At 60.1% G+C, this 26,338-nt stretch carries 21 protein-coding genes and 1 pseudogene; 13 read left to right on the top strand and 9 right to left on the bottom strand.

Annotation, left to right across the window (positions count from 1 at the left end):
• Positions 1 to 84: 84 nt before the first annotated feature.
• The 6 genes from ACW9IR_RS01940 to ACW9IR_RS01915 all read left to right on the top strand — a co-directional run bounded on the left by ACW9IR_RS01940 (position 85) and on the right by ACW9IR_RS01915 (position 7,456).
• A complete protein-coding gene (locus ACW9IR_RS01940; protein ID WP_150749915.1) occupies positions 85 to 861 on the top strand; it encodes a DeoR/GlpR family DNA-binding transcription regulator in 777 nt (258 codons plus the stop codon).
• A gap of 2 nt (positions 862 to 863) precedes the next feature.
• The gene (gene glmS, locus ACW9IR_RS01935; protein ID WP_457461415.1) at positions 864 to 2,696 is read left to right on the top strand and encodes a glutamine--fructose-6-phosphate transaminase (isomerizing); all 1,833 of its coding nucleotides are present in this window, start codon (positions 864 to 866) and stop codon (positions 2,694 to 2,696) included.
• 198 nt (positions 2,697 to 2,894) lie between these two features.
• Complete coding sequence (locus tag ACW9IR_RS01930) at positions 2,895 to 3,650, top strand: LexA family transcriptional regulator (RefSeq protein WP_102902521.1); 756 nt, start codon at positions 2,895 to 2,897, stop codon at positions 3,648 to 3,650.
• A gap of 71 nt (positions 3,651 to 3,721) precedes the next feature.
• Positions 3,722 to 4,648, top strand: coding sequence for a LysR family transcriptional regulator (locus ACW9IR_RS01925; RefSeq protein WP_102902520.1), 927 nt, complete (start codon positions 3,722 to 3,724; stop codon positions 4,646 to 4,648).
• A 105-nt stretch (positions 4,649 to 4,753) separates the two neighbouring features.
• Positions 4,754 to 5,380 carry a glutathione S-transferase family protein gene (locus ACW9IR_RS01920; protein ID WP_457461412.1) on the top strand — a complete coding sequence of 209 codons (627 nt, stop codon included), beginning with the start codon at positions 4,754 to 4,756 and terminating at the stop codon, positions 5,378 to 5,380.
• A gap of 45 nt (positions 5,381 to 5,425) precedes the next feature.
• Positions 5,426 to 7,456, top strand: a complete 2,031-nt coding sequence (locus ACW9IR_RS01915; RefSeq protein WP_457461410.1) for a pyridoxamine 5'-phosphate oxidase family protein — start codon at positions 5,426 to 5,428, stop codon at positions 7,454 to 7,456.
• Positions 7,457 to 7,588: 132 nt separating this feature from the next.
• On the opposite strand, the gene ACW9IR_RS01910 is transcribed toward ACW9IR_RS01915, so the two are convergent.
• From ACW9IR_RS01910 to ACW9IR_RS01875, 8 genes are read right to left on the bottom strand one after another with little or no spacing between them, the layout of a single operon-like run.
• A complete protein-coding gene (locus ACW9IR_RS01910) occupies positions 7,589 to 8,719 on the bottom strand; it encodes a glycosyltransferase family 4 protein (RefSeq protein ID WP_102902518.1) in 1,131 nt (376 codons plus the stop codon).
• The gene (locus ACW9IR_RS01905; protein ID WP_457461408.1) at positions 8,720 to 9,850 is read right to left on the bottom strand and encodes a glycosyltransferase family 4 protein; all 1,131 of its coding nucleotides are present in this window, start codon (positions 9,848 to 9,850) and stop codon (positions 8,720 to 8,722) included.
• Positions 9,834 to 11,210, bottom strand: a complete 1,377-nt coding sequence (locus ACW9IR_RS01900) for a glycosyltransferase family 4 protein (protein ID WP_457461406.1) — start codon at positions 11,208 to 11,210, stop codon at positions 9,834 to 9,836. The genes ACW9IR_RS01905 and ACW9IR_RS01900 overlap by 17 nt, the downstream gene beginning before the upstream one ends.
• Positions 11,207 to 12,472, bottom strand: a complete 1,266-nt coding sequence (locus tag ACW9IR_RS01895) for an ABC transporter ATP-binding protein (protein ID WP_102902515.1) — start codon at positions 12,470 to 12,472, stop codon at positions 11,207 to 11,209. Before ACW9IR_RS01895 ends, ACW9IR_RS01900 begins: the two co-directional genes overlap by 4 nt.
• Complete coding sequence (locus ACW9IR_RS01890) at positions 12,472 to 13,269, bottom strand: ABC transporter permease (RefSeq protein ID WP_102902514.1); 798 nt, start codon at positions 13,267 to 13,269, stop codon at positions 12,472 to 12,474. The genes ACW9IR_RS01895 and ACW9IR_RS01890 overlap by 1 nt, the downstream gene beginning before the upstream one ends.
• Positions 13,270 to 14,712, bottom strand: a complete 1,443-nt coding sequence (locus ACW9IR_RS01885) for a mannose-1-phosphate guanylyltransferase/mannose-6-phosphate isomerase (RefSeq protein WP_457461403.1) — start codon at positions 14,710 to 14,712, stop codon at positions 13,270 to 13,272.
• A gap of 3 nt (positions 14,713 to 14,715) precedes the next feature.
• Positions 14,716 to 15,687: a GDP-mannose 4,6-dehydratase gene (gmd, locus tag ACW9IR_RS01880; RefSeq protein WP_011336673.1), complete on the bottom strand. Its 972-nt coding sequence runs from the start codon at positions 15,685 to 15,687 to the stop codon at positions 14,716 to 14,718.
• Complete coding sequence (locus ACW9IR_RS01875) at positions 15,684 to 16,598, bottom strand: GDP-mannose 4,6-dehydratase (protein ID WP_457461400.1); 915 nt, start codon at positions 16,596 to 16,598, stop codon at positions 15,684 to 15,686. The genes gmd and ACW9IR_RS01875 overlap by 4 nt, the downstream gene beginning before the upstream one ends.
• A gap of 427 nt (positions 16,599 to 17,025) precedes the next feature.
• On the opposite strand from ACW9IR_RS01875, the gene ACW9IR_RS01870 reads away from it, so the two are divergent.
• The 7 genes from ACW9IR_RS01870 (at position 17,026) to ACW9IR_RS01840 (ending at position 26,243) form a co-directional block, all read left to right on the top strand.
• Positions 17,026 to 18,642, top strand: a complete 1,617-nt coding sequence (locus ACW9IR_RS01870) for a glycosyltransferase (RefSeq protein ID WP_457461398.1) — start codon at positions 17,026 to 17,028, stop codon at positions 18,640 to 18,642.
• Positions 18,636 to 19,940 (top strand): glycosyltransferase, encoded by a 1,305-nt coding sequence (locus tag ACW9IR_RS01865; protein WP_223026565.1) that lies wholly within the window; start codon positions 18,636 to 18,638, stop codon positions 19,938 to 19,940. The genes ACW9IR_RS01870 and ACW9IR_RS01865 overlap by 7 nt, the downstream gene beginning before the upstream one ends.
• Complete coding sequence (locus ACW9IR_RS01860; protein ID WP_102902510.1) at positions 19,937 to 20,812, top strand: class I SAM-dependent methyltransferase; 876 nt, start codon at positions 19,937 to 19,939, stop codon at positions 20,810 to 20,812. The genes ACW9IR_RS01865 and ACW9IR_RS01860 overlap by 4 nt, the downstream gene beginning before the upstream one ends.
• Entirely contained in the window at positions 20,809 to 21,963 is a 1,155-nt protein-coding gene (locus tag ACW9IR_RS01855) for an acyltransferase family protein (protein WP_457461395.1), read from the top strand. Before ACW9IR_RS01860 ends, ACW9IR_RS01855 begins: the two co-directional genes overlap by 4 nt.
• Positions 21,957 to 22,796, top strand: coding sequence for a class I SAM-dependent methyltransferase (locus ACW9IR_RS01850; RefSeq protein ID WP_102902508.1), 840 nt, complete (start codon positions 21,957 to 21,959; stop codon positions 22,794 to 22,796). Before ACW9IR_RS01855 ends, ACW9IR_RS01850 begins: the two co-directional genes overlap by 7 nt.
• A 137-nt stretch (positions 22,797 to 22,933) precedes the next feature.
• The gene (locus ACW9IR_RS01845; RefSeq protein WP_102902507.1) at positions 22,934 to 24,118 is read left to right on the top strand and encodes a DUF3142 domain-containing protein; all 1,185 of its coding nucleotides are present in this window, start codon (positions 22,934 to 22,936) and stop codon (positions 24,116 to 24,118) included.
• Positions 24,105 to 26,243 carry a hypothetical protein gene (locus tag ACW9IR_RS01840; protein WP_457461393.1) on the top strand — a complete coding sequence of 713 codons (2,139 nt, stop codon included), beginning with the start codon at positions 24,105 to 24,107 and terminating at the stop codon, positions 26,241 to 26,243. Before ACW9IR_RS01845 ends, ACW9IR_RS01840 begins: the two co-directional genes overlap by 14 nt.
• Here ACW9IR_RS01840 and ACW9IR_RS01835 read toward each other — a convergent pair.
• Positions 26,240 to 26,338, bottom strand: a pseudogene (locus tag ACW9IR_RS01835) (LysE family translocator); the annotation flags it as partial. The gene ACW9IR_RS01840 and the pseudogene ACW9IR_RS01835 overlap by 4 nt on opposite strands.

Raw genomic sequence — 26,338 nt, 5'->3', positions numbered from 1 at the left:
TTTTTTTTGGGCGACCGCTTGACGATTTAGAGCCGATAGGTTTTGATTGCTTACGTTATCTTTCGAAACGAAACTTAAGCCGCCATGTCGAAACGCAACACGCCGCAACGCCGCCACAACATCCTCGCCTTGCTCAACGAGCAGGGCGAAGTCAGTGTGGATGAACTGGCCAAGCGCTTCGAAACCTCCGAAGTTACGATTCGCAAGGATCTCGCCGCACTGGAAAGCCACGGTCTGTTGCTGCGCCGCTACGGCGGGGCGATCACCATGCCGCAGGAACTGGTCGCGGAAACGGCGCAGAGCGTTTCCAAGTACAAACAGGCCATCGCCCGTGCAGCGGTGAAACGCATCCGCGAACACGCGCGCATCATCATCGACAGCGGCAGCACCACCGCCGCGATGATCCCCGAACTTGGCCAGCAGCCAGGTCTGGTGGTGATGACCAACTCCCTGCACGTCGCCAGCGCCCTGAGCGAACTCGAGCACGAACCGGTGCTGTTGATGACCGGCGGCACCTGGGATCCGCATTCGGAATCCTTTCAGGGCCAGGTTGCCGAGCAGGTACTACGCTCTTACGACTTCGATCAGTTGTTCATCGGCGCCGATGGCATCGATCTGGTGCGTGGCACCACCACCTTCAATGAGCTGCTCGGTTTGAGCCGGGTCATGGCTGAAGTGGCGCGGGAAGTCATCGTCATGGTTGAGGCCGACAAGATCGGTCGCAAGATCCCCAATCTGGAGCTGCCGTGGAGCAGCGTCCATACCCTAATTACCGATGATCGCCTGCCTAGCGAGGCACGCGATCAGATTCAGGCCCGCGGTATCACCGTGATTTGCGCGGCTGTCAGTCAGGAGAAATAAGCATGTGTGGAATTGTCGGCGCAGTTGCTGAACGTAATATCACCGCCATCCTGCTCGAAGGCCTCAAGCGCCTTGAATACCGCGGCTATGACAGTGCCGGTGTCGCGGTGTATACCAACGACGAAACCCTCGAGCGCATGCGCCGTCCGGGTAAAGTCAGCGAGCTTGAAGCGGCGCTGGCCGAACACCCGCTGGTGGGCCGTCTGGGCATTGCCCACACCCGTTGGGCGACTCACGGCGCACCCTGCGAACGCAACGCACACCCGCATTTCTCTGGCGACATCGCGGTGGTGCACAACGGCATCATCGAAAACCACGAAGCCCTGCGCGACCAACTGAAAGCGCTGGGTTACGTGTTTACTTCGGACACCGACACCGAAGTCATCGCCCACCTGCTCAACCACAAGCTCAAGGACCAGCCAGACCTGAGCGTTGCGCTAAAAGCGACGGTCAAGGAATTGCACGGTGCTTACGGTCTGGCGGTGATCAATGCCAAACAACCGGATCGTCTGGTCGCCGCACGCAGTGGTAGCCCGTTGGTGATCGGTCTGGGTCTGGGCGAGAATTTCCTCGCGTCTGACCAGTTGGCGCTGCGTCAGGTCACCGACCGCTTCATGTACCTGGAAGAAGGCGATATCGCCGAAATTCGCCGCGATAACGTGCAGATCTGGGACATCAACGGCAATGCCGTCGAGCGCCTGACCGTGCAGTACAGCGACGGTGCCGAAGCCGCCGACAAAGGTGAGTACCGCCACTACATGCTCAAGGAAATCCACGAGCAACCAGCCGTTGTGCAGCGCACCCTTGAAGGTCGCTTGAGCAATGATCAGGTGCTGGTGCAAGCGTTCGGCCCACAAGCGGCCGAGTTGTTCGCCAAAGTGCGTAACGTACAGATCGTCGCCTGTGGCACCAGCTATCACGCCGGTATGGTCGCGCGTTACTGGCTTGAAGAGCTGGCCGGCATTCCGTGCCAGGTCGAAGTCGCCAGCGAATTCCGCTATCGCAAAGTGGTGGTGCAGCCGGACACCCTGTTCGTGACCATCTCGCAATCCGGTGAAACCGCCGACACCCTGGCGGCCCTGCGCAACGCCAAAGAGCTGGGTTTCCTCGCCAGCCTGGCGATCTGCAACGTCGGCATCAGTTCGCTGGTACGCGAATCCGATCTGACCCTGCTGACCCAGGCCGGCCGCGAAATTGGTGTGGCCTCCACCAAAGCCTTCACCACGCAATTGGTCGGCCTGTTGCTGCTGACGCTGTCGCTCGGCCAAGTGCGCGGTACCTTGGCCGACGGCGTTGAAGCGCGTCTGGTCGAAGAACTGCGTCGCCTGCCAACCCGTCTCGGCGAAGCACTGGCCATGGACAGCACCGTGGAAAAAATCGCCGAGCTGTTCGCCGAGAAGAACCACACCCTGTTCCTCGGTCGCGGTGCGCAGTTCCCGGTGGCGATGGAAGGTGCCCTGAAACTCAAGGAAATCTCCTACATCCACGCCGAAGCCTACCCGGCCGGCGAGCTGAAACACGGCCCGCTGGCGCTTGTGGATAACGACATGCCGGTGGTTACCGTGGCGCCGAACAACGAACTGCTGGAAAAACTCAAGTCCAACCTGCAGGAAGTCCGCGCCCGTGGCGGCGAACTGATCGTGTTCGCCGACGAAAAAGCCGGTATGACCAACGGCGAAGGCACCCACGTGGTGCAGATGCCGCACATCCACGACATCCTCTCGCCGATCCTCTACACGGTTCCGCTGCAGTTGCTGTCGTACTACGTTGCGGTGCTCAAGGGCACGGACGTCGATCAGCCGCGTAACCTGGCGAAGTCGGTGACGGTGGAATAAGTTATCCACAGCTGACCTACGCACAAAAAAATCGCAGCTTCGGCTGCGATTTTTTTTGCGAAGAACAATTTGATGCAGTCGGTTTTTGTGAGCTTTAGGATCTATATGATCTTTTAATTGTTTTATCTGCTTGATTTATCATCCTATAAATCATAGATTGCTGATGAATGGTGATTTTCGTGATAATTTGGAGATGATGTGGCGATATTGATTGATGGACCGAATGCGGACTTTGCCAGTCGTCTGATCGGTAAGCGTGGAGAAAAAGGCCTTACTCAACAGGATTTGGGCGCATTGGTTGGTATAGATAAGCGAACCATTTCACAATATGAAAACGGCCATAGCTTCCCACGGGCAGAGACCATCCGGCGCCTTGCAGCGAGCCTGGAAGTAGATGCAACTTGGCTCGCAACGGGAAACACGGTAGATGACCACAAGTTTTTTGCTGAGCGACGGCGTAATGTTCGCGATCAAGGTTTGAAGGTTGACGTATCGCTAGTGTTCATTGAGGACTGGAAAACACTTTCGTCGGGATCGGTTGGAATGCCAATCTTCAATGCAGAGGGTAAGTACGGACCGAAAAGTGCAGACATTCATGCCTTCGTTCCTGTGATCAAGACTTTTTTTGATCAGCACAGGGCAACCGTTTTTCCCGGCGCGTTGCCATACCTCACCCAGTACCCTGGCGGATCTGTGTTGATTTTCGACGCAGCACTCACGGCGGTCGAAGATATTGATAGTGGAAGTGATGTGATCTACCGGTATCGTGGCGAGGAAAATGCGCCTGGGCTGCGGCGTTTAGCCAAGGAACCCGGTCAGAGTGAGGCTGTCTTGATGCCTCTTGACCCTGCGATGCCCCAAGGCCCAATTGCTCTGGATCCGCTGGACATCGAGATTCTGGGCACTGTAATCAGTCATATCATTCGTCGATCTCCTGATATCCCTGCGTCTTGAATAATTGGTAAAGCCAGAACTAATTCCATAAATGGAAGAACGGCATTTCCTTTTTGATCGAGGTCTCTTCCATGGATCGCTTCCAGGAAATGCACATCTTCACCACCGTCGCCCAGGAGCAAGGTTTCTCCGCCGCCGCGCGGCGTCTGGGTTTGTCAGCGGCGAGCGTCACGCGGGCGGTGGCGGCGCTGGAGTTGCGCATCGGCACGCAGTTGTTGATCCGCACCACGCGCAGTGTGCATTTGAGCGAAGCGGGGCAGCGTTATCTGGAAGACTGTCGGCGGATTCTCGCCGAGGTGCAGGAAGCCGAGGATTCGGCGGCGGGCAGTCATGCCGAGCCGCGTGGGCAATTGACGGTGACGGCGCCGGTGTTGTTCGGTGATTTGTTTGTGACGCCGGTGATGGCGCGTTATCTCGCGCAGTATCCGGATGTCACGATCAATGCCGTACTGGTTGATCGGATCGTCAACATGGTCGAGGAGGGCATCGATGTGGCGGTGCGCATCGGTGATCTGCCGGACAGCAGTCAGCATGCTGTTCGCGTGGGTGAGGTGCGTAGGGTCATTTGCGGCTCGCCGGACTACTTTGCCAAATATGGCCGACCGGCTCATCCCCACGCATTGGCGGGCGCGCCAGTGGTGGCGACTTCAGCGATTGGCCAGCAACGCAGTTGGCCGTTTCTCGACGCGGGCGAACCGCTCAGTGTGCGTCCTGAGCCGCGTCTGATCGTGACCGCCAATCAGGCTGCGATTACAGCAGCTTGCACGGGCTTGGGTTTGACCCGGGTGTTGTCCTATCAAGTGGCGAGTCAGGTTGCCGCCGGCACACTGGAAATAGTGCTCGCCGAATTTGAACTGCCGCCGCTGCCGATCCACGTCGTGTATCAGGGCGGGCGCAAGGCGCCAGCGCGGATCCGCAGTTTTGTCGATTTCACGGCAGAGGCTTTGCGCGAACATCCGGCCTTGAAAAATGCTGCGTTATTTCACTCGGTGAAATAATCGATTGCAGTTGCTGGTGATTCTGTTCTTTTCGCGATAAGTGGAAGATGGCCTGCATCGGCGCTCTCATCCCCGCAGTGGCGCCCCTGTTCAGCGGAGTCGACCATGCAAGCGATCAAACTCTACAACTTTCCACGTTCCGGCCACGCCCACCGTGTCGAGCTGATGTTGTCCCTGCTGCAATTGCCGACCGAGCTGATCTTCGTCGATCTGGCCAAAGGTGAGCACAAGCAGCCGGCGTACCTTGCTATCAATAGTTTCGGCCAAGTGCCGGCCATCGACGACGACGGCGTGGTGCTGGCCGACTCCAACGCAATTCTGGTTTATCTCGCGCAGAAATACGGCGACGGTCGTTGGCTGCCAACGGATCCGGTCGGTGCGGCACGTGTGCAGCGCTGGTTGTCGGCTGCCGCCGGACCGATTGCTTTCGGCCCCGCCGCTGCGCGATTGGTCACGGTGTTTGGTGCCCAACTGAATGCAGAAGAAGCGATTACCCGTGCGCACAACCTGCTCAAGGTGATGGACATCGAGTTGGGCAAAACGCCGTATCTGGCCGGCGCCGAACCGACTATTGCCGACGTTTCGGCCTACAGTTACATCGCCCACGCACCGGAAGGCAATGTGTCGCTGGACGACTACGGCAACGTCCGCGCCTGGCTGGCCCGGGTTGAAGCCTTGCCTGGTTTCGTCGGCATGCCGCGCACCGTCGCCGGTCTGCAAACCACCGCCTGATTTTCGCAATCCACACTGTGCCGACGGTGCAGGGGAGAGGTCGTGATGGAACGTTCACCGTGGCACGCTGGCGAGCAACAGTTACAGGCCTATGTCGGCGTTGCCGAACGCATGGAAGCCTTCGGGCGCAAGGTGATTCGCACCTGGATGCCGGATCAGCACCGTGAGTTCTATCAGCAACTGCCCTTCATGCTGTACGGCGCAGTCGATGCAGATGGGCGGCCGTGGGCCAGTGTGCTCGAAGGCGCGCCGGGGTTCGCCCATTCGCCCGATCCTGAGCATCTGCATTTCGCCAGCCAGCCTGCTGCCGATGACCCGGCGCAACTGCGTAATGGCGAACCGATCGGTTTGCTCGGTATCGAATTGCACACCCGCCGGCGCAATCGCCTCAACGGCCATGTCGGTAATCTGAGCGCTGATGGTTTTGACGTGAACGTGGATCAGGCCTTCGGCAATTGCCCGCAGTACATTCAGTTGCGCCAGTTTCAACGTGTGCCGCTGACGGATCCGAATACTCGTCCGGCTCAGCATCTGAACGGCCTCGATGACGCGGCCATCGCGCTGATCAATGGCGCCGACACGTTCTTCGTCGCCAGTTATGTCGATGTCGACGGCCTGCGCGCGGTGGATGTTTCTCACCGTGGTGGCCAGGCCGGTTTCGTGCGGGTGGAAGGCAATCGTCTGACCATCCCCGATTTCGCCGGCAATCTGCATTTCAACACCTTGGGCAATCTGCTGCTCAATCCCAAAGCTGGCTTGCTGTTCATCGACTTTTCCACAGGTGATCTGTTGCAACTCAGCGGGCGTACCGAGATCCTTCTCGATGACCCGCAGATCGAGGCCTTTCAAGGCGCGGAACGCCTGTGGACGTTTGAAGTGGAAAAACTGGTGCGGCGCCCGGCCGCATTGGCCTTGCGCTGGCGCTTCGACGGCATGTCGCCGACCAGCCTGTTGACCGGTAACTGGGCCGAAGCCGATGCGCGTTTGCAGGCGCAGGCGCTGGGCAATCAATGGCGGCCGTTGCGCGTGGCGAAGATCGAGGCGGAAAGCCGCAGTATCCGCTCGATCTATCTGGAGCCAACCGATGGCGCCGGTTTGCCGGTGTTTCTCGCTGGCCAGCATTTGCCGCTGCGTTTCACCATTGATGGCGAGGTGCATATCCGTACCTACAGTCTTTCGAGTGCACCATCGGATGGGTTCTACCGGATCAGCGTCAAGCGCGAAGGGCTGATTTCGTCGCACCTGCATGAGCAGATCCGCGTTGGCGATGTGCTTGAGGCGCGGGCGCCGCAGGGGCATTTCACCGTGGCACCGCTGGAGCAGCGACCGTTGGTGCTGCTGGCCGCCGGTGTGGGCATCACGCCGTTGCTGTCGATGCTGCGCGAGGTGGTCTACCAAGGTCTACGGACGCGAGGGATTCGTCCGACGCTGTTGCTGCAGAGTTCGCGCAGTCTGGCGGACCAGCCGTTTCGCCAGGAGCTGGATCGTTTGCTGGAAACCGCAGGCGACTCTGTGCGAATCCTGCGCTTGCTCAGCCAGCCGGAAGCCGATCTGCAAGAGGGCGAAGATTTTGATGTGCGTGGGCGCATCGACGGCAGCGTGCTGAGAAACCTGCTGGATGTCGAAGATTTCGACCAGCTCGACTTTGTGCTTTGCGGCCCCGGTGGTTTTACCCAAGGGTTGTACGACACCCTGCGCGAGCTGGATGTACGTGACGCGCAGATTCATGCGGAAACCTTTGGCCCGTCTACCCTGAAACGTCAGGCCGATGCGGATGCGATCGTGATCGAACAACCGCCCGCAGCGACCACTTCGGTGCCGGTGGTGTTCGAGCGCTCGGCAAAAGAGGCGCGCTGGCAGCCCGATGGCGGCAGTTTGCTGGAGCTGGCGGAAAGTCGGGGGTTACGTCCGGAGTTCAGTTGCCGCGGTGGCTCGTGCGGTACGTGCAAGACCCGGCTGGTCAGTGGTGCGGTGAATTATCCACAGGTGCCGGCGGATATTCCGGAAGCGGGGCATGTGCTGATTTGCTGTGCCGTTCCGGCGCAAAGCAATCAGCCACTGGTCTTGGACCTGTAACCCGAACCCGTGTAGGAGCTGCCGAAGGCTCGGGCCGCGATTGGACGATCTTTTGATTTTGATTTTTAAAAACAAGATCAAAAGATCGCAGCCTTCGGCAGCTCCTACAGGGGATCGGTATTCAACCCACGCTCAGGCGTAGGACAGCGATTTCTCTTCCAGCAATTCCTGATACAGCTCTGTCCACTTGCGGCCCATGTCATCAGCGGTGAATAGCTGCCGGTAACGCGCTTCGGCTTTCACCCCCATGGCGGCCGCGCGCACCGGATCTTCCCAAAGTGTGCGCATCGCCTCGCGAAATGCCAGTGGATTACTGGGGGGCACCACCAGTCCGGTTTCGTTATGGATATTGATGTAACTGGTGCCAGTGCCGATTTCGCTGGAGATCATCGGTTTGCCGTACATAGCGCCTTCCAGCAAAGAAATGCCGAACGCTTCCGAGCGCAGGTGCGACGGGAACACAATCGCGTAGCTCAGTTGCAGCAGCGCGACTTTGTCCTCATCACCCAGGCGTCCGAGGAAATGAATATTGCGCAGGCCCAGCGCTTGCGCTTGAGCGTGCAGTTCCAGTTCCAGCGGCCCGGCGCCGACAATGACCACGGGATAATCCACATCTTTCAGGGCCTCCAGCAAAATGTGCAGGCCTTTGTAGTAACGCATCACGCCGACAAACAGAAAAAACTTATCCCCAACCTGCTGGCGCCAGCGATTCATTCGTTCGGGATCGGGCTGTGGATAACCGGCCTTGTTCAAACCGTAGGGAATCACTCGCGTCTTGTCCTGAAACTGCTGCAGCACATCGCTGGTGTGCAGGTAGTTCGGCGAAGCGGCAACAATGCGGTCGGCGCTGGCGAGGAAGCGGTTCATCAACGGGCGATAGAGTTTGAGCAGGTGCTTCTGGCGAATGATGTCCGAGTGGTAGGTCACCACGCTCGGTTTATTCATCGCACTGGCGAAATGCACCAGGTCCATGAACGGCCACGGGAAGTGATAGTTGACCACGTCGGCTTCGGCCGCCAGTTCGCGAAACTGTTTGAACACGCTCCAGGAAAAACCGGTGGAGGCGAATTGAATATCGAGTTTCGCGCGGTGCACTTCGTGCTGGCCCAATTTCACCACGGCCGGTGTCGGGTCAGCACTGAGCGTCAGCACCTGGCCGTCGATACCGTGCTGGGCGCCGCTCTCGCACAGCTGGAAGATCACTTGCTCAATGCCGCCGACCGAGTCAGGCAGGTACGTCTTGAAAAAATGAAGAACTCGCATTCAACCTCCCATGGCCTGACGGTAGGCACCGGCGGTGGCCTGTGCACAACGCTCCCAGGAAAAAAGCCGTGACTGCTGCAACCCGGCTTCTTGGCATGCCTGCCAATGCGCTTGATCGTCGATCAGTCGGCTCAGCGCATCACGCAGGCCTTCTGCATCGTCAGCTTCAATATAGTTGCCCGCTGCACCGGCGACTTCCGGCATCGCCGAAGATCGCGTGAGCAGCACCGGTGTGGCGCTGGCCATGGCCTCCAGTACCGGCAGACCAAAACCCTCATACAACGATGGAAAAATCAGCGCCCGAGCGCCAGCCAACAGCTGCGCCACTTGTTCGTCGGGCAGATAGCCGAGCAGGCACACATGCCCGCTGGCCAGTGCCTGACGCAAAGGTTCGCTGAACTGCTCGCGCTCCCACCCGGCCATGCCGACGATCAGCAATGGAAAGCGCTGACGTACCGCCTCCGGCAGCAGGGCATGGGCGCGCAGGGCCAGGCCAAGGTTCTTGCGCGGCTCCAGCGTGCCCACGCAGAGAAAATACTCCCGCGCCTCGACCGCGTGCGCCTTGAGTACCGCGTCAATGGCGCTCGCCTCACGCGGATGAAAGCGCGCAGCGACCCCCAGTGGAGCCACCACAAAACGCTCGGCAGGCAGCCCGAAATACGCTTGAGCTTCGTCGGCAATCGCTTGCGAGTCGGTGAGAATCACCTGCGCCTGTTGCACCCCGACAGCCAATCGACGCTCGATTTCCTTGAGCCGTGCCGGTGGCTGAGTCTCAGGGAAATGCAGGTGGGTCAGGTCATGCAGGGTGATCACGGTCGGGCCGTCGAAGGCCAGCGGCCACAGGCTCGGTTCGTGATAGAGGTCGATGCCTTGCGCGCGGCCCTGATCGAAGCGTTTCTGCTCCAGCCAGCGACGCGCCTGATAGGCCCCGGGAATCTGCCGCAGCAGCGGTGTCAGACGCGAGTAACCGGGCATGGCCGCTTCCGGCAGTGCCGAGCTCCAGCCCCAGCCATGGAACAACGTCACGTCAACCTCCGGCTCGCTGCGCAAGGCGTTGACCAGTTCGGCAACGTAATGGCCGATGCCGGTACGCGGTGCCTGGAGAATGCGCGCGTTAAGAGCAATGCGCATGCTGGCTCTCAGGGGCAGGCAACGATGCATGCAAGTTGCGCTCAATACGCTCGACCAATTGGGCGCTCGCTTCGCGCCAACTCAGCCAGCGCCATTGTTCGAGGCCCAGCGCTGCCGGAAACTCGCCGGAGCGCTCCATGCCGGTCACCAGATCGCTCAGACTCTGTGGATTCGCCAGGTCGAAATACGCCATGTAGTCGCCGCCGATCTCGCGGAACACCGGAATATCGCTGGCCATTGCCGGTAACTTGCGTTGCATGGCTTCCACCAGTGGCAAGCCGAAACCTTCGACATGGGACGGAAACACCAGCGCCGTGGCGTGGGAGTAGGCGTGTTCGAGACTTTTGTCCGAGAGCGAGTTGTACATGAACAAACGTCGGTTCAGCTCGGGATGCTGGCGGATTCGTTCGATCAGTGCGTCGCACTTCCAGCCAATCTTGCCGACGATGCATAACCGCGCTTTCGATCCTGTTGCCCAGGCGAGCTCAAACGCCTCGAGCAGGTACGCATGGTTTTTGCGCGGCTCGATGGTGCTGACCATGAGAAACACCGGGTCCGTCGTCTGGAACATGTCCAGCAGGCCACGGTCGACCTTGGCATCAGCCTCGCTCAAGTCCAGCTCGGAGCCGAGGTGGAAGTAATCGAACCAGCGCTGCGCGACCTGTTGCGTGCCGATCCGGCGCAGCATTTCCTCGCGCACCTGATCGCGGATAGTGGTCGAGATCGCGACATAGCCGTCGGCGGTGCGCGCGATCCAGTCGAACCAGTCGTTGAACACTTTGACCAGCCCGGCATCGCAAAACTGCGGGTGGGTCAGGGGGATCAGGTCGTAAATCACTGAAATGATGCCCACACCCTCACGCTTGAGTTGCTCGGCGAGGGGGAAAAAGTTGGCGTGCCAGGATGAATCGAGCAGCACCAATTGATCGCCTGCCCGGTGGGCCAGCGGTACGCAGCGCTCGGGAATATGTTGGCCCTTGAGGACTCGTTCAAGCAGGCGCATGGGCAAGCTCAAACAAGCGAATGCCGTGAGCCGGCAGCCGACGTATAGCACCCGACGGGTGAAATGCGACCGGTTGAACGGCCAGCGCCGTTCCACGGCCCGGTGACGTAGCCAGAAGGCGTTGGCCCACTGTTCCAGTTTCACCCGCAGGCCCATCAGGTCGAGCTTCGTGGACTTCAGCGGCGCCAGACTTTTAACTTCGTACAAACCGCCATTGATCATCACCACCGGGATGCATTCGACGGTTTCATCGGCCGCCGGCAACTGCTGAATGACGTTGCGTACAACACGTTGAATGCCCGAGTTGGCGGAGGGATGTTCGAATACGTAGGTGCACTCCACCAACAATCGTGTCATCGCAAGATCTCCGTATCAGGCGCTTCTACAAGGATTTCACTGGAGCGGCTGATTTCGGTCCGGGCTTGCAACCAGGAACAGCCGACAAAGTCTTCCTGGCGATTGTTGATCACGTGGAAGATCAAACCATAGTCGCGCCACTCGAAGTTGCGATCCAGGTGCGAGTCCAGACGTGACAGGCTCAACGCCACCGAGTAGTTACCCTTGCCCAGACGCATGTCGAAAGCGAAGCGAAAGGTCACGCGCTCGCCGGCACTCAGCTCGGTAATCGCTTTGTCGAGGCGATGGGTGTTGATGCCATAAATGGCCTGGCCCAGACGATCCTTGATCATGAAGCCGAGAATCAGCCGCTCGATGTCTTCACGAATTTCGGTCTGCACTTCCAGCACCACAGGTTGACCGACCTCCGCGACTTCAAGGCTGCGGCCCTGCGCATCGAGCAGGCGCACGCTGAGAATCCCAGCTTCACCGGTGCCGGAAATGGTCTGTACCTGGCCATTGGCGAGCATCTCCTGGCGCACGGTCTGGCCTTCGCGCTGAGCGAGCATGGCGTTGTAGTAGTCCATGACTTCTTCGGGCTTGCCACGCATGGCCAGACGGCCGTTCTCCAGGAGAATCGCGGTGTCGCAGATTGATTGAATGGCCGAGCGGTCATGGGACACGATCAGCAGGGTAGTGCCGGCTTTGCGGAAACTGCGGATGCGCTCGAAACTTTTATGCTGGAAATACGCATCGCCCACTGACAGCGCTTCGTCGACGATCAGGATATCCGGACGCCGCGCAGTCGCGACGCTGAAGGCCAGGCGCATCTGCATGCCGCTGGAATAGGTGCGCACCGGTTGATCGATGGCTTCGCCGATTTCGGCAAAACTTTCGATTTGCGGCATCAACGCTTCGATCTCTTCGACCTGCATGCCCAGCAGCTGACCGGCCATGACAGCGTTCTGCCGACCGGTAAAGTCCGGGTGAAAACCCATGCCCAATTCCAGCAACGCGGCCACGCGGCCTTGCAGATGGATCTGTCCACAGGTCGGTTGGGTGGTGCCGGTGATCATCTTCAGCAGGGTGCTTTTGCCCGCGCCGTTGACGCCGACGATGCCAACGGCTTCACCGGGGCTGATCTCGAAATCGACGTCTTGCAAGACCCAGTGCAGGTGGTGGCGGTTCGGGGAGAACGGCACCAGCCATTCCAGCAGGCGACTCCAGCGATTCGGGTACTGTTTATAGGCTTTGGCCAGGCCAGTGACGCGTATGTGTCCCATCAGAGTTCGTCCACCATTTCACCGACACGCTGACGGAACAGACGCAGCGCCATGGCGCAGAGCAGCACGCCGATGATCAGCAGCGGTGTCAGTGACGACCACTGCGGCCATTGGTTGTAGAGGAACACGTTCTGGTAGCTGGTCATCAGCGCCGTCATCGGGTTCAGGCTGATGACGTGCTGGATGCCTGACGGCAGGATCGACAGCGGGTAAACGATGGGCGTCAGCCAGAACCAGAACTGCAAGCAGATACCGAACATCTGCCCGACATCGCGAAAGAACACATTGAGAATGCCGAGCAACATGCCCAGCCCGGCGGCAAAGATCACCTGCAGGATCAGCAGCGGGATCAGTGCCAGCAGGGCCATACCGGGCAGGCGCCCGCTGATCAGCAGAAAGCCGAAAAACAGCGCCAGAATGATCGCAAAGTTGATCCCGGCGTTGAGCAGGGTAATCACCGGCAGGCAAATGCGCGGGAAGCTGATTTTCTTCAGCAGGTTGGCGTTTTCCAGAAACATGCTCTGGCTGCGCGAGGTGATTTCGGCGAACAGTCCCCAGGTCAGCAGGCCTGCACACAGGTAGACGCTATAGGCCAGGCCGTCATCAACACCCGGCAGCCGCGCGCGCATGATCTGGGAAAAGATCACCGTGTACACAACGATCATCGACAACGGGTTGAGTACCGTCCACAGCGCACCGAACAGCGAGTTGCGATAACGTGATTGAAACTCCCGCTTGACGCTACCGAGGATGAATCCGCGATAACTGCGCATTGAGCGGTACAGGGAAAGCAGCATTCAAACCGTCCTGCCATATTGGTCTTCGAAGCGAACGATGTCGTCCTCTCCCAGGTATTCGCCGCTTTGTACTTCGATGATCACCAGATCGATCACGCCGGGGTTTTCCAGGCGATGGCGGTGACCGGCAGCGATGAACGTCGATTCGTTTTTCGCCACCAGATGGGTGCCGGTACCGTTGTTGGTGACCTTGGCCATGCCTTCGACCACCACCCAGTGTTCGTTGCGGTGATGGTGCATTTGCAGAGAGAGCTTGCCGCCGGGTTTGACCACGATGCGCTTGATCTTGAAGCGCGGGCCTTCCTCAAGCACGGTGTAGGTGCCCCATGGCCGACTCACCGTACGGTGCAGGCGGTAGGCTTCGTGGGATTTGTCCTTGAGCTGCTTGGCCACCCGTCGCACGTCCTGCGCGCGATCAGCGTGAGCGACCAGTACGGCGTCAGCGGTGTCGATGACGATCAGGTTGTCGACGCCGACGGCAGCTACCAGCCGACCTTCGCTTTGGACGAAGTTATTGTGGCTGTCGATGAAAATCGCTTCGCCGCTGGCACGGTTGTTATCGGCATCGGCCGGTACCAGAGCCGCGACGGCGCCCCAGGAACCGATATCGCTCCAGTCGAAACCTGCGGGTACCACGACGACTTTTTCCGAGCGCTCCATCAACGCGTAGTCGATGGAGATGTCGGTGATCTCGGCGAACAGCGCTGGCGACAGTTCCTGTTGCAGGCAGCCGACAGTTTCCAGCGGGGCGCTTGCCGCCATGCAGGCGCGGGTCTGTTCCAGCAACTGCGGCGCATGCAGTTGCAACTCGGCCAGCACACTTGCGGTGGTGAAGCAGAACATCCCTGAGTTCCACAGGAAATTGCCGCTTTCCAGATAATGCGTGGCGGTTTGCAGGTCGGGTTTCTCGACGAAACGCTGCACTTTCGCCGCGCCTTTGGCATCCAGCGGGGCGCCGGTCTCGATGTAGCCGAAGCCGGTTTCCGGGGCGGTCGGCGTCACACCGAAGGTCACCAGATAACCGTCTTTGGCCAGATTGACCGCGTGCTCGACGGCGGTTTTCAGCGCGTCCTGGTTGACGATCAAATGGTCGGCGGGCATCACCACCATGATCGCGTCATCACCATGCAATGCTTGCAACGACAACGCGGCAGCAGCGATGGCCGGGGCGGTGTTGCGGCCAGTCGGCTCGAGCAGGAAGTGCCCGCGATGGCGCGACACGTGCGCGGCGCAATAGTGATCCTTGCTCTGGAAGTAGTACTCGCGGTTGGTCACCGTGACGATATCGCCCCAGCCGTCCAGCAACGCGGCAGCACGCTGATAGGTCTTGCCCAGCAGCGACTGGCCGTCGGGCAGGGTCATGAACGGCTTGGGATGGCCCTCGCGGGACACCGGCCATAAACGGGTGCCGGCACCGCCGGACAGAATCACGGGGATCAGCATGGCCTACTCCTTGGCGACGCGTTTCATGTCCGCATCCATCATCATGCGGATCAAGGTATCCAGGTCAGTTTTCGGCTTCCAGCCCAGCACGCGCTGAGCCTTGGCCGGATTGCCGAGCAGCACTTCGACTTCGGCCGGGCGGAAGAATGCCGGGTCGATTTTCACGTAGTCACGGTAGTTGAGGCCGACGTGATCGAAGGCGATGCGGCACATCTCGCGCACCGTGGTGGTGACGCCGGTGGCGACCACAAAATCGTCAGGCTTGTCCTGTTGCAGCATCAGCCACATGGCTTCGACGTAGTCGCCGGCAAAACCCCAGTCGCGTTTCGCATCGATGTTGCCCAAGGCCAGCTCCTGCTGTTTGCCTTGCTTGATGCGTGCGGCGGCATCGGTGACCTTGCGCGTCACGAACTCGATGCCACGCAGCGGCGATTCGTGGTTGAAGAGAATGCCGCTGCTGGCGTGCAGGTTGAAGCTTTCGCGGTAGTTGACAGTGATCCAGTGACCGTAGAGCTTGGCCACGCCGTAAGGGCTGCGCGGGTAGAACGGGGTGTTTTCATCCTGCTGCTCAGCCTGGATCAAGCCGAACATTTCGCTGGTCGAGGCCTGATAAAAGCGTGTGTGCGGACTGAACTGACGGATGGCTTCGAGCAAGTGAGTAACGCCCAGGCCATCGACGATACCGGTGGTCACCGGTTGATCCCACGAGGCGGCGACGAAGCTTTGCGCGGCGAGGTTATAGACCTCGTCCGGCGCCGACTTGATGACTGCACGCTGTACCGAGCAGGCGTCGGCCATGTCACCGTCCAGATAGACGATGTCGGCTTCGACGCCCATCTCGCGCAGGCGCCAGCGCGAATCGCTGCTGCGCCGTGCGACGAGGCCGTGAACCTTGTAGCCCTTGTCGAGCAACAGCTTGGCCAGATACGCGCCGTCCTGGCCGGTGATCCCTGTGATCAGTGCACTTTTTGTCATTCTTGTCGTACTCGCGTCTCCCAGTCGGACAGGATCGCCCGCAGGGATTGTTGTGTGGTGATTTCAGGCGTCCATCCTGTGGTCTGGGTCAGCCTGTTGTGGCTGCCACAAACGCGACGCTGATCGGCGCGGCGCATGCGCGCGGGGTCTTGCACCAGTTGCATCTCGACTTCAGCCAGATCGCCGAGCTGCTCGATCAGGCTGCGGATGCTTTGCTCGCGGCCCGAGCAGATGTTGTAGACCTGTCCGGGTGTGCCTTTTTCAAGCAACGCGAAATAGGCCGAAATCACATCGCCGACATCGAGGAAATCTCGCGTCACGTCGATGTCGCCAACCTCCAGTTGCGGCGCTTGACGGCCCTGTTTGATGCGACTTATCTGGCGGGCGGCACTGGCGATGACAAAGCTTTCTTTCTGGCCGCTGCCGATGTGGTTGAACGGACGCGCCACCAACACCGGCCAGCCTTCACTCAGGCCCCATTGCAGGCTGAGAAACTCTGCCGAGAGTTTGCTCACCGCGTAAGGATTGCGCGGGCAGGGCGGCTGTTGTTCGCTGATCGGCAGATCGCTTTCGCCGACTTGCCCGTAGACATCGCCGGAGCTGACGTAGAGGAAGGTGCCGGCGAAGCCACGTGTCTTGAGTGCTTGCAGCAGATTGAGGGTGCCGAAAAGATTGATGTCGAAGGTGCGCGCCGGATCACGGAAGGCTTCCGGGACGAAGGTCTGCCCGGCCAAGTGAATCACCGCGTCGGGCATTTGCGGCCACAGGCCGGTGAGGCTGTCAGCCTTCGTGAGGTCGTAGGGCGAGGCGGCAGGCAGCAGCTCCCACGACGAATCAGGCAATGCCAGACGCGACTGAATATGTTGTCCCACGAATCCACTGAGACCCGTGACGAACAGACGCTTTTTCAAACAGCGACCCCTTGGTCTTGAACTTGCGCCACTTTCTCACAGGCTTTAAGGAGAGGTCTGTCAGACCGAAGGAAAAACCGGTTGAAAGACGGGCGAAGTCAGTTGTTGTAGTTGTTTGTTACCAATCTGTGCCAATTGCGCAGCAATTTCAACAGGCCAAACCGTGACCGGTCAGTTCTCGTCAGCGTAGTCCGATTTATTCTCGTCGGGCGGTTCCCGGATCCTTGAAGGATGTGTTTAGAATGGCCCTCGTCGCCATTCCCCCAGGTCCGCCGTGGGTGTAGCGCAACAGGGTGAAACCAACCACTAAAACAAGAACGAAGACGTGCCTGAGGATGATGGACAAGCAGCGGCGATGCCGACTTGATCCAACGCCCGGTCGTCATAGCATGAGGTTGCCGGGACGGCTGCTTCATCGTGGGATGCCATGAATTTCATTCTTTACTCGGACGTCAACGAGCGCTCCATCAGCCAGAGCCTCGGGCGTGCCGAATACAGCTATTACTTTGTGCTCAAGGCGTATCGCCCGGTGCTGGAAAGCCTCGGCCGAGTGCATGTTGTGGCGTCGGTCGCTGAAGTTGACCCGCTGTATCTGCAGTTGCTTCAGGACGGTCAGGAATGTCTGTTCCTTTCGTTTGCGCCGCCACATAAAACCCCGATCGGCCTGCAATGCCCGATGGTGTGTGTGATTGCCTGGGAATATGACTCGATCCCCTCCGAATACGCTGAGCACGATGTGCGCCAGGACTGGCGCCAGACACTGGCGCGCCATGGCCGGGTGATTACGTTGTCGACCCACACGGCGCAGGCGATACGTCGCAGCCTGGGTGAAGACTTCCCCGTATTGGTATTGCCCACACCGCTGTGGGAACGCTTTGCTCAGGTACGGCGAGACTACCCGAGTGTCCCGGTAAACCCCGGCACCACGTTGCAGATCAAGGGCTGCATCATCGACAGCCGCGCGCTGGGACTGTCGGCTGATGGCTTGATCGCACCGATACTCAATGAACAGGAAGCGCTGACGCCGAGCCCTGTCGAGGAAGTACCGGAGCCGACGCCAGAACCGCCACCGCCACTGACCTTGCGTCGGCGTGCGTTCATCACCAAGCATTACTTGTACGAAGGCTACAAAGCCGTCGCGACGCCTTCGCAGCATCGAACGCTGTTTTTGCTCAAGCACAACCTGCGGCTGTGGTATCGCGAAGCCGTCAGTGATTTGCTGCCGGCTGCCAGCCGCGAGAACCGCCCCGAGTTGTCCGAGCCAGTGCCATCGGCTGCAGCCGAGAGTGAGGTGCCGGAGCTGACTGAGCATCCGCAAGCGTTGTTGCCGGACACCCGTGAAAACGCCCGGATCGACGTCAGTGGCGTGGTATACGTCAGCGTGTTCAACCCCGAGGACGGGCGCAAGAACTGGCACCACCTGATCACCGCGTTCTGTTGGGCCATGCGTGATGTCGAAGACGCGACACTGGTGCTGAAAATCACCCAGAACGACCTGTCGAGCTACTACGTTCATCTCATTACGTTGCTCTCGCAGCTATCGCCCTTTGCCTGTCGGGTCGTGGTCCTGCATGGCTACCTGGAAGACGAGGAGTTTGCCCGGCTGTATGGCGCCGCCAGTTTCTACGTCAACGCGTCACGCTGCGAAGGTTTGTGCCTGCCGCTGATGGAGTTCATGTCGTGCGCTCGGCCGGTGATCGCGCCGGATCACACGGCAATGCGCGATTACATCGACGAACGTGTCGGCTTCATCGTCAAGTCCAGTCGCGAGCCGACCATCTGGCCGGAAGATGTGCGGATCCTCTACCGCACCCTGCGCCATCGCCCTGACTGGGGCTCGTTGAAAGCCGCCTATGAGGACAGCTACGCCATGGCCAAAAACCACCCGCAGGCTTACCAGGCGATGGCCATTGCCGCCAATGAACGCATGCGTGAGTACTGTGGATTCGCGCCGCTGCAGCAGCGAGTGGCGGCGTTTTTCGGCCTGGAGGCCAATCGCGCGATCACCTCGCTGGCGGTCGAGACCGGAGCGGCCTCATGCTGATCATCATTCATTCGGAAACCAACAAGAGCAACATCCAGCAGAACCTCGGACGCCCCGAGTACAGCTATTACTTCGTGCTCAAGGAATTCCGCCCGGTGCTGGAGCGACTCGGTCAGGTCATCGAAGTCAGCCACCCTGACGAGCTGGTTGATCGCTTGTATTTCGACTGCTTGAGCCGGGGCGAGGATTGCGTCTTCCTGTCGTTCTCGCCGCCGCATCGCACGCCCATCCATTACGCATGCCCGACCATCCCGGTGTTCGCCTGGGAATTCAGCACCATCCCGACTGAAAGCTGGCAGGGCGAATCCCGTCACGATTGGCGTGTGGTGTTGCAGGCGTGTGGCCGGGCGATTACGCATTCGACATTCACGGTGAACGCGGTGCGCGACGTGATGGGGGCGGACTATCCGATCTGCGCGATCCCGGCTCCGGTGTGGGATCGCTTTGCCGCTCGCGGCGAGCAATTGGCCAAGCGTCCGGTGGTTGACCTTGTGACGCTGAACCTGCGTGGATTGCTGATCGACAGTCGTCGCACGGACTTGCGGCCGTATGGCCCACCACGATTGCGCGAAGGCACGCCGATGTCCTTCGCAGGACCGCCGCAGGATTGCCAATTGCAACTGGAGGGCGTGGTCTACACCTCGGTGTTCAATCCTTACGACGGCCGCAAGAATTGGCAGGATATGGTCAGCGCGTTCTGCACCACGTTTCGCGACATCAGCGATGTGACCCTGGTGCTCAAGCTGACCCACCATGACATCGCCGATGCGCTGAGCGACATGCTGCATCACTTGTACAAGAACCAGTCGTTCCAGTGCCGGATCGTGCTGATCCATGGCTATCTGGCGGATGCCGATTACGAAGCCCTGGTGCAGGCCACCAGCTACGTGGTCAACAGTTCTTACGGTGAAGGACAGTGCCTGCCCCTGATGGAGTTCATGTCTTGCGGCAAACCGGCGATTGCGCCGTTGAACACCGCAATGGCCGATTATGTGAGCAGCGATAATGCATTTATCGTCGACTTCACCGAAGAGCTCACCGCCTGGCCTCATGACCCGCGTGCGGCCTATCGCACGATGCGTTACATCACCGACTGGGATTCGCTGTGTCTGGCGTATCGCGCCAGCTATGACGTGGCAAAAACCGATGAGCAGCGTTACGCCGCGATGTCCGCCGAGGCGATTCGCAGTCTGCAGCGATTCTGCAGCCAGGCCAGCACCGAGCAGAGATTGCGCGATTTTTTTGCGCAGCCACTGCAAGCCCGCGGATCGTTGCCTGCGCAAGTCACGCTCGCATGATCCGTCGTCTGCTCGCACGATGGCGTCCGGCGCGTGCCGCGCAACCGCTGTCGGCACCGTTGGCCAAGGTGTCGCCTCGCGACGTCGGTTTACATGACGCCGTGCTCGACGGTTGGTTCTTGAATGACAGCGGCGAGTTGCTCAAGGGCTTTGCGATCACCGCTGACGATACGTTGCTGGATGTCGGTTGCGGCGAAGGCGTGGCGACACTGTTTGCTGTGCGTCAGGGCGCTTCGGTGATTTTTACCGACAGCGAACACGCCAAGGTGCGCGAGCTCGCACGGCAGGTCGAAGCGCAAAGCGGCAAAGCCAGTCTGGGGCTGGTCAGCAATAGCCTGCCGCTGCCACTGGCTGACGGCTGCGCCAGTAAAGTGGTGTGCATGGAAGTGCTGGAGCACATTGACCAGCCGCAACCGTTCATGGCCGAACTGGTGCGCATGGGGCGCCCGGGTGCGCAGTATCTGTTCAGCGTGCCGGCACCGACGGGCGAACACCTGCAAAAAGGCATCGCCCCGGACAGTTACTATCAGTCGCCCAATCATGTGCAGATTTTCACCCCGGAGCGCTTCGCTGCGCTGGTAGAAGATGCCGGTCTGGTGATCGAACATCGTCAGGCCAGCGGATTCTTCTGGGTGATGGGCATGATCTTTTTCTGGGCCGGCGAACGGGCTGCCGGGCGTGACCCGGGCGGTGCGGTACGTGACCGGATTCAGGAGCCCTTCATGCCATTGATGGAGAGCTGGGCCAAGACCTGGCAGGACCTGCTCGCTCAGCCGGGCGGGCTGGCGATCAAGCAGACGCTTGACCGCTTCATGCCCAAGAGCCAGGTGATCATCGCCCGCAAGCCAGCGGTTGTGGGGGAGGTACCATGAGCGGCAAACGGATCATGGACATTGAAGTGCTGCGCGCAGTTGCCGTAATGGGCGTGCTGTTCCATCACCTGCAGGGGAGCCTGTTCACCGATGTCGTGCCGTCGCTGGAAAAGATCCATGCCTGGGCGCAGCCGTGGTGGGGCGTCGATCTGTTTTTCGCCATCTCCGGGTTTGTCATTGCCCGAAGCCTGATCCCGGCGCTGCAAGGCTGTACAACCCGCCAGGAATACTGGCAGCAGACGCGCAATTTCTGGCTTCGCCGGGTTTTCCGGTTATTGCCGTCGGCCTGGCTATGGCTGGCGCTGATGTTGCTGGCGTGCGTGTTTCTCAATCGTTCTGGGGCGTTCGGTACGTTGTCGGCCAACCTGCAAGCGACGCTGGCCGGGGTGTTGCAGTACGCCAACTTCCGTTTTGCCGACAGCTTCTTTCGCTACGAGTACGGCAGCAGTTTCGTCTACTGGAGCCTGGCACTGGAGGAGCAGTTCTATCTGCTGTTCCCGCTGCTGATCCTGCTCTTTCGCAAACATCTGGTCTGGGCATTGCTGGCGCTGGTCGCGGTGCAGATTTTCACCCTGCGCACGCCGTTGCTGATGGTGGTGCGTACGGATGCGCTGGCCCTCGGTGTGTTGCTGGCGATGTGGAGTGCGCAGCCGAGTTATCAGCGTTGGCGGCCGAATTTTCTCGATCGGCCATGGGTCGGGATTTCGGCGTTGATGCTGATCGGCGCACTGTTGAGTTTCATGGCCACCGATCGCTTCACGTTTGCCTGGTACCGCATCGGTTCAATCGCTGTACTGAGCGCAATACTGGTGTGGATCGCATCGTATAACTGCAATTACCTGATGCCCGCTGGCGCGATGCAGCGGCTGCTGGGGTGGGTCGGCAGCCGGTCCTACGGCATCTACCTGATTCACATACCCGCTTATCAATTGGTGCGTGAGCTGATCTTTCGCCTGCAGGGCGCCGGTCTGTCCAGTCCTGCCGGCCACCCGGTGCTGACGCTGCTGATCGCTTTCGGCCTGATCGTGTTGCTCAGCGAACTCAATTACCGCTTGGTCGAAATGCCCATGCGCGACCGTGGTGCCGCGCTCGTGCGACGCCTCGGTACGTCCCGATCCACCGTCCCATCCTCCGGAGCCACCTCATGCTGAGCCTACTGAAGAAACTCACGGCGGCGACGCCAGCACCGGCGCCCACGCAGGCAGTGGAACCGGTCGCCAGCAAGGTCGATCCGTACATGCTCGGCCTGTACGATGCCAAGCTCAGCGGCTGGTTCAACCAGGAAACCAACGAGCTGTTCAAAGGCTTTGTGGTGTCTGCCGATGACACCCTGCTTGATGTCGGCTGCGGTGATGGCGGCAACGTGCATTTTTGCGGCATGCGCGGGGCGAAGATCATCATCGCCGACATCGACGGCGCCAAGGTCGAAGCGACTCGTCAGCGCCTGAGCGATACGCCGGCACGGGACATCGAATGCCACGTCACCGATTGCAATCCGTTGCCGATCGCCGACGGCACCGCAACGCGCGTGGTCTCCACCGAAGTCATCGAGCACGTCGATGATCCGGCGCAGTTCCTCGCCGAACTGGTGCGTGTCGGCAAACCGGGTGCCTTGTACTTGCTGAGCGTGCCGCACCCAAGCTCCGAAGACCTGCAGAAAGACATCGCCGCGGCCGAGTATTTCCAGAAGCCCAATCACATTCGCATCATCAGCGAAGAGCAGTTCAAGGCGCTGGTCAGTGAGGCCGGGCTGGAGATAATCAGCCACAGTCAGTACGGTTTTTACTGGTCGATGTGGATGCTGCTGTTCTGGGAAGCCAAGGTCGATTTCAGCAACCCGGATCATCCGCTGCTCAATCACTGGGCCGACACCTGGCAAGCCGTGCTGGACTCTCCGCGCGGTGCGCAGATCAAACAGGCGCTGGATGCGGTGGTTGCGAAGAGCCAAGTCATCATCGCCCGCAAACCCGCCGCACCCCTGTAGGAGCTGCGGCACGCTGCGATCTTTTGATCTTGATCCTGAAAAACAAGGTCAAAAGATCGCAGCCTCGTTTCACTCGACAGCTCCTACAGGGTTTTTGTGTACCCTTGCAGCCTTGTGGTGTCAGGGGGTTGGAAGGTATGCGATTTATTGTGGGTCTGTTCTTGGGCATCTTGCTTGTGGGTTGCAAGCAGCAAGACGCGCCACCCCTCGACCAACAATTTTACATCTGGCAACGCCAATGGACGCCGGCCCACGAGGCGGCGCTGCATGACAGTCGCCAGGATTTCTCGACGTTACGCGTCCTCGCACTGCAAGCCTTTCCCAATGCAGGATGGAGCCGCGCGCGGATCGATGCGCAATTATTGAAAGCCGATGGCCGTCCATTGATAGCCGTGATTCGTCTCGACGGCCAGCTCAAGTCGCTGGATCAGGATCAGGTCACCGCGCAGATTCTGCAGGTGCTCGCCGATTGGCAAACACAAGGCCTGACATTGAACGGCGTCGAAATCGATCACGACGCGGGCAATGCGCGGTTACCGGCGTACGCTGTATTTCTCAAACATCTGCGCTCGGCCTTACCGAAGAATCTGCCCTTGAGTATCACTGCGCTGCCAGCCTGGCTCGGCAGTGCGCAATTGCCCGAACTCCTGCAAACCGTCGACAGCAGCGTGCTGCAAGTGCACGCCGTCAGTGATCCGCGTCGCGGTTTGTTCGATCCTGATCAGGCGTTGAAGTGGGCCAAGGCTTGGGCAGGTATCACTGACAAGCCGTTCTATCTGGCGCTGCCGGCTTACGGCGTTGCGCTGTTGCCCGATGACGGCGGGGCGCCGGTGGTGGAAAGCGAAGTGCAACTTGAGCGAGCCGGGCAACGCCGGGAGCTGCTGGCTGATCCGCTGCAACTGAGCCAGCTCGGTCAGGCATTGCGTGCAGACCCGCCCGCGCATCTGACCGGGCTGATCTGGTTTCGCCTGCCGCTGGCCAATGACCGCCGCGCCTGGAGTCTGACCACCCTGCGTGCGGTGGCCCGGGGTGATCAGCTCAGCAGTCAGCTCGGCGTGACGTTGAGCGAACACGACGGTCTCTACGACATCAGACTCGACAACCCCGGCAACCTCGACAGTGCCTGGCCTGCGCGAATCACCCTCAAGGCGCAAAGTTGTGAAGGCGCCGATGCGCTCGCCGGTTACTCGTTGCAACAAAGCCAGGATCTGCTTACCTTCACCCGCCTGCGCGACGGCCGATTGCCGGCGGGCGGACAACGCGCCATCGGTTGGGCGCGTTGCGCAAATATTGATCAAGGAGGTTCGCATGTTGACCCGTAACTGGCCCCGCCATCTGCTCTGCCTGAGCCTCTGCCTGCCGCTGGGTTCGGCGTTCGCCTGCGGGCCGGATTTCCCCATGCGCCTGCTCGACAATCGTGGGCAGACCCTCGCGGATCTGCCTGAGGGCAACTTCAACTTCGAACTCAGCCGCCTCGGCAAAACCATCGCCGGGCTGAAGAACGTCACCGCGGCGACGCACAATCCCAACGATATGTACGGCGAGGAAAACGCGGCGGCCGAGGCTCGGGAAAAGGCTGAACAGGCCGGACTGAGCGCCGAGCAGCAAGCGTTGGTCAAACAACTGCGCGGCCTGACCGATGCCCATCAGGTCGAGGCGCAGGGCGCCAGCCTGCCGGCGGAAATCCGTTTGTACGTGGCCGGTGCGGTGGCGTTTGCCACGGGCGATCATCAACTCGCGGTCGAGTATTTCAACAAGCTGCTGACGCTGCCGGCAGATCAGCGTCCGTTGCGCAGCACGTGGGCGGCGTATTCGATGGGCCGTACCTGGTTTGCCATGAGCAGTGAAGGCGGGGATGCGGTCGAGGCGCTGGAGCAATCGCGTGATGCGTTCCGCCAGGCCCGGCAACTGAGCATCGACGGTTTCAGCGATCCGCTGGAGTTGGGTGTTGCCAGCCTCGGTGAAGAGGCGCGGGTGTTGCGCTCGGCGGGCGACTGGAGCGGCGCCATCGAATTGTATGAAGCACAGAACCTGCACGGCTCGGCCGTGGGTTACACCTCGCTCAAGCAATTGATGAATGAACTGGCGGAGTTGCCCGAAGCCGAACTGGCCGAGCTGCTGCAGCACAAAGCCGTGCAGCAACTGGTCACGGCATCGCTGGTCAGCCGCCAGGGCTGGTCGTTTGGCGATGAGCCGCCGAACGAGAAGAAACTGGTCAAGCTGCTGCAAAACAGCACCCGTGGCAGCCTCGACAATGCTGATCGTCTGGCGGCGATGAGTTATCAACAGGGCGATTACGCTGGCGCCAAAGCCTTCCTTGAAAATGCCGGTGACGGCGGCCTGGCGTGGTGGCTACGGGCGAAGCTGGCGGTGCGTGACGGCGATAAAAATGCCGCGGCCGCCGCCTATTCGAAAGCCGCGCAGGCCTTCCCGCAGAGCGAAGACTGGGGTTACCGGCGCACACCGGACTGGGCGTATGAAGCCGTTCAGCCGAAGTGCCGGGTCGAGGGTGAAAGTGCGATTCTCGCCTTGCAGCGCGGCGAGTATCTGCAAGCGTTCGTGCAGTTGTATCGCAGCAACAGTGTCTACTGGTTCGATGCCGCGAGCGTGGCCGAGCGCGTGCTGACGGTCGAAGAACTGCAAAAGTACGTCGATGACAACGTCCCGGCGCCGCCGGCGTTGACCCAGCAGGAGCGCGACAACTACGTGCCGCTGCCGGTTGCCGCCAGCCTGCGCAATCTGCTCGGTCGGCGCTTGCTGCGCGAAGGGCATTACGCCGACGCGGTCGCTTACTTCGACAATCCCGACCTGCAAAACAAGGCTCGCCTCTACGGCGAACAACGGCTGAAGGCCGAGGCCGCGTGGTGGCCGACCAAACGCGCCAGTGCGTTGTATAACGCCGCGTGGACGGCGCGTGAGTGGGGCATGGATATTCTCGGTTACGAAATGGCGCCGGACTACGCCACGTTCGGTGGCAACTACAGCCTGGAAAGTGTTGAGTTGAAAGTCGGCCCGCTGGTCAGCGAAGCCGAAGTGCAGCGTCAGGTCGCCAGTGAAGCGAAACCGGATCAGCGCTATCACTACCGTTTCGTCGCCACCGAGCTGGCCGGGCGCGCTGCTGACAACCTGCCGCACACCAGTCAGGCGTTTGCCGCTGTGCTGTGCAACGCTGCTGGCTGGAACAGCAGCCTGGAAGATCAGAGCGCGCTGTATCAGCGCTACATCAAGGAAGGGCCGTTCGTCCCGTGGGCGGTGGATTTCGGCAATCAGTGCCCGTACCCGGATTTCGAAAACGCTGACAAGCGTTACGTTACCCAGGTCACGGATGCCGTGCGCTCGTCGCTGCGGCCGTACAAATGGCCGGTGCAGATCGGCGCGATTGTGCTGGTCGCGGGTGCTGCGTTGCTGTTGATCAGTCGTCGCCAGCGCAAGGCCCGCAAAGGCTAAGCCTGCTGGACGAACGTCAGGCGCACGGCGAAACCGATCAACAGGCTGCCGAACAGCCATTGTTGTACGCGCTGGGCCGTTGGACTGTGTTGCAG

This window comes from Pseudomonas sp. SDT291_1_S447 (assembly GCF_054070155.1).
This window is presented reverse-complemented; position numbering and strand designations above follow the sequence as displayed.

Coding starts and splice junctions, on each gene's coding strand:
- ACW9IR_RS01940 (WP_150749915.1), top strand. CDS start 85: ATGTCGAAACGCAACACGCCGCAACGCCGCCACAACATCCTCGCCTTG.
- glmS (WP_457461415.1), top strand. CDS start 864: ATGTGTGGAATTGTCGGCGCAGTTGCTGAACGTAATATCACCGCCATC.
- ACW9IR_RS01925 (WP_102902520.1), top strand. CDS start 3,722: ATGGATCGCTTCCAGGAAATGCACATCTTCACCACCGTCGCCCAGGAG.
- ACW9IR_RS01920 (WP_457461412.1), top strand. CDS start 4,754: ATGCAAGCGATCAAACTCTACAACTTTCCACGTTCCGGCCACGCCCAC.
- ACW9IR_RS01915 (WP_457461410.1), top strand. CDS start 5,426: ATGGAACGTTCACCGTGGCACGCTGGCGAGCAACAGTTACAGGCCTAT.
- ACW9IR_RS01910 (WP_102902518.1), bottom strand. CDS start 8,719: ATGCGAGTTCTTCATTTTTTCAAGACGTACCTGCCTGACTCGGTCGGC.
- ACW9IR_RS01905 (WP_457461408.1), bottom strand. CDS start 9,850: ATGCGCATTGCTCTTAACGCGCGCATTCTCCAGGCACCGCGTACCGGC.
- ACW9IR_RS01900 (WP_457461406.1), bottom strand. CDS start 11,210: ATGACACGATTGTTGGTGGAGTGCACCTACGTATTCGAACATCCCTCC.
- ACW9IR_RS01895 (WP_102902515.1), bottom strand. CDS start 12,472: ATGGGACACATACGCGTCACTGGCCTGGCCAAAGCCTATAAACAGTAC.
- ACW9IR_RS01890 (WP_102902514.1), bottom strand. CDS start 13,269: ATGCTGCTTTCCCTGTACCGCTCAATGCGCAGTTATCGCGGATTCATC.
- ACW9IR_RS01885 (WP_457461403.1), bottom strand. CDS start 14,712: ATGCTGATCCCCGTGATTCTGTCCGGCGGTGCCGGCACCCGTTTATGG.
- gmd (WP_011336673.1), bottom strand. CDS start 15,687: ATGACAAAAAGTGCACTGATCACAGGGATCACCGGCCAGGACGGCGCG.
- ACW9IR_RS01870 (WP_457461398.1), top strand. CDS start 17,026: ATGAATTTCATTCTTTACTCGGACGTCAACGAGCGCTCCATCAGCCAG.
- ACW9IR_RS01865 (WP_223026565.1), top strand. CDS start 18,636: ATGCTGATCATCATTCATTCGGAAACCAACAAGAGCAACATCCAGCAG.
- ACW9IR_RS01860 (WP_102902510.1), top strand. CDS start 19,937: ATGATCCGTCGTCTGCTCGCACGATGGCGTCCGGCGCGTGCCGCGCAA.
- ACW9IR_RS01855 (WP_457461395.1), top strand. CDS start 20,809: ATGAGCGGCAAACGGATCATGGACATTGAAGTGCTGCGCGCAGTTGCC.
- ACW9IR_RS01850 (WP_102902508.1), top strand. CDS start 21,957: ATGCTGAGCCTACTGAAGAAACTCACGGCGGCGACGCCAGCACCGGCG.
- ACW9IR_RS01845 (WP_102902507.1), top strand. CDS start 22,934: ATGCGATTTATTGTGGGTCTGTTCTTGGGCATCTTGCTTGTGGGTTGC.
- ACW9IR_RS01840 (WP_457461393.1), top strand. CDS start 24,105: ATGTTGACCCGTAACTGGCCCCGCCATCTGCTCTGCCTGAGCCTCTGC.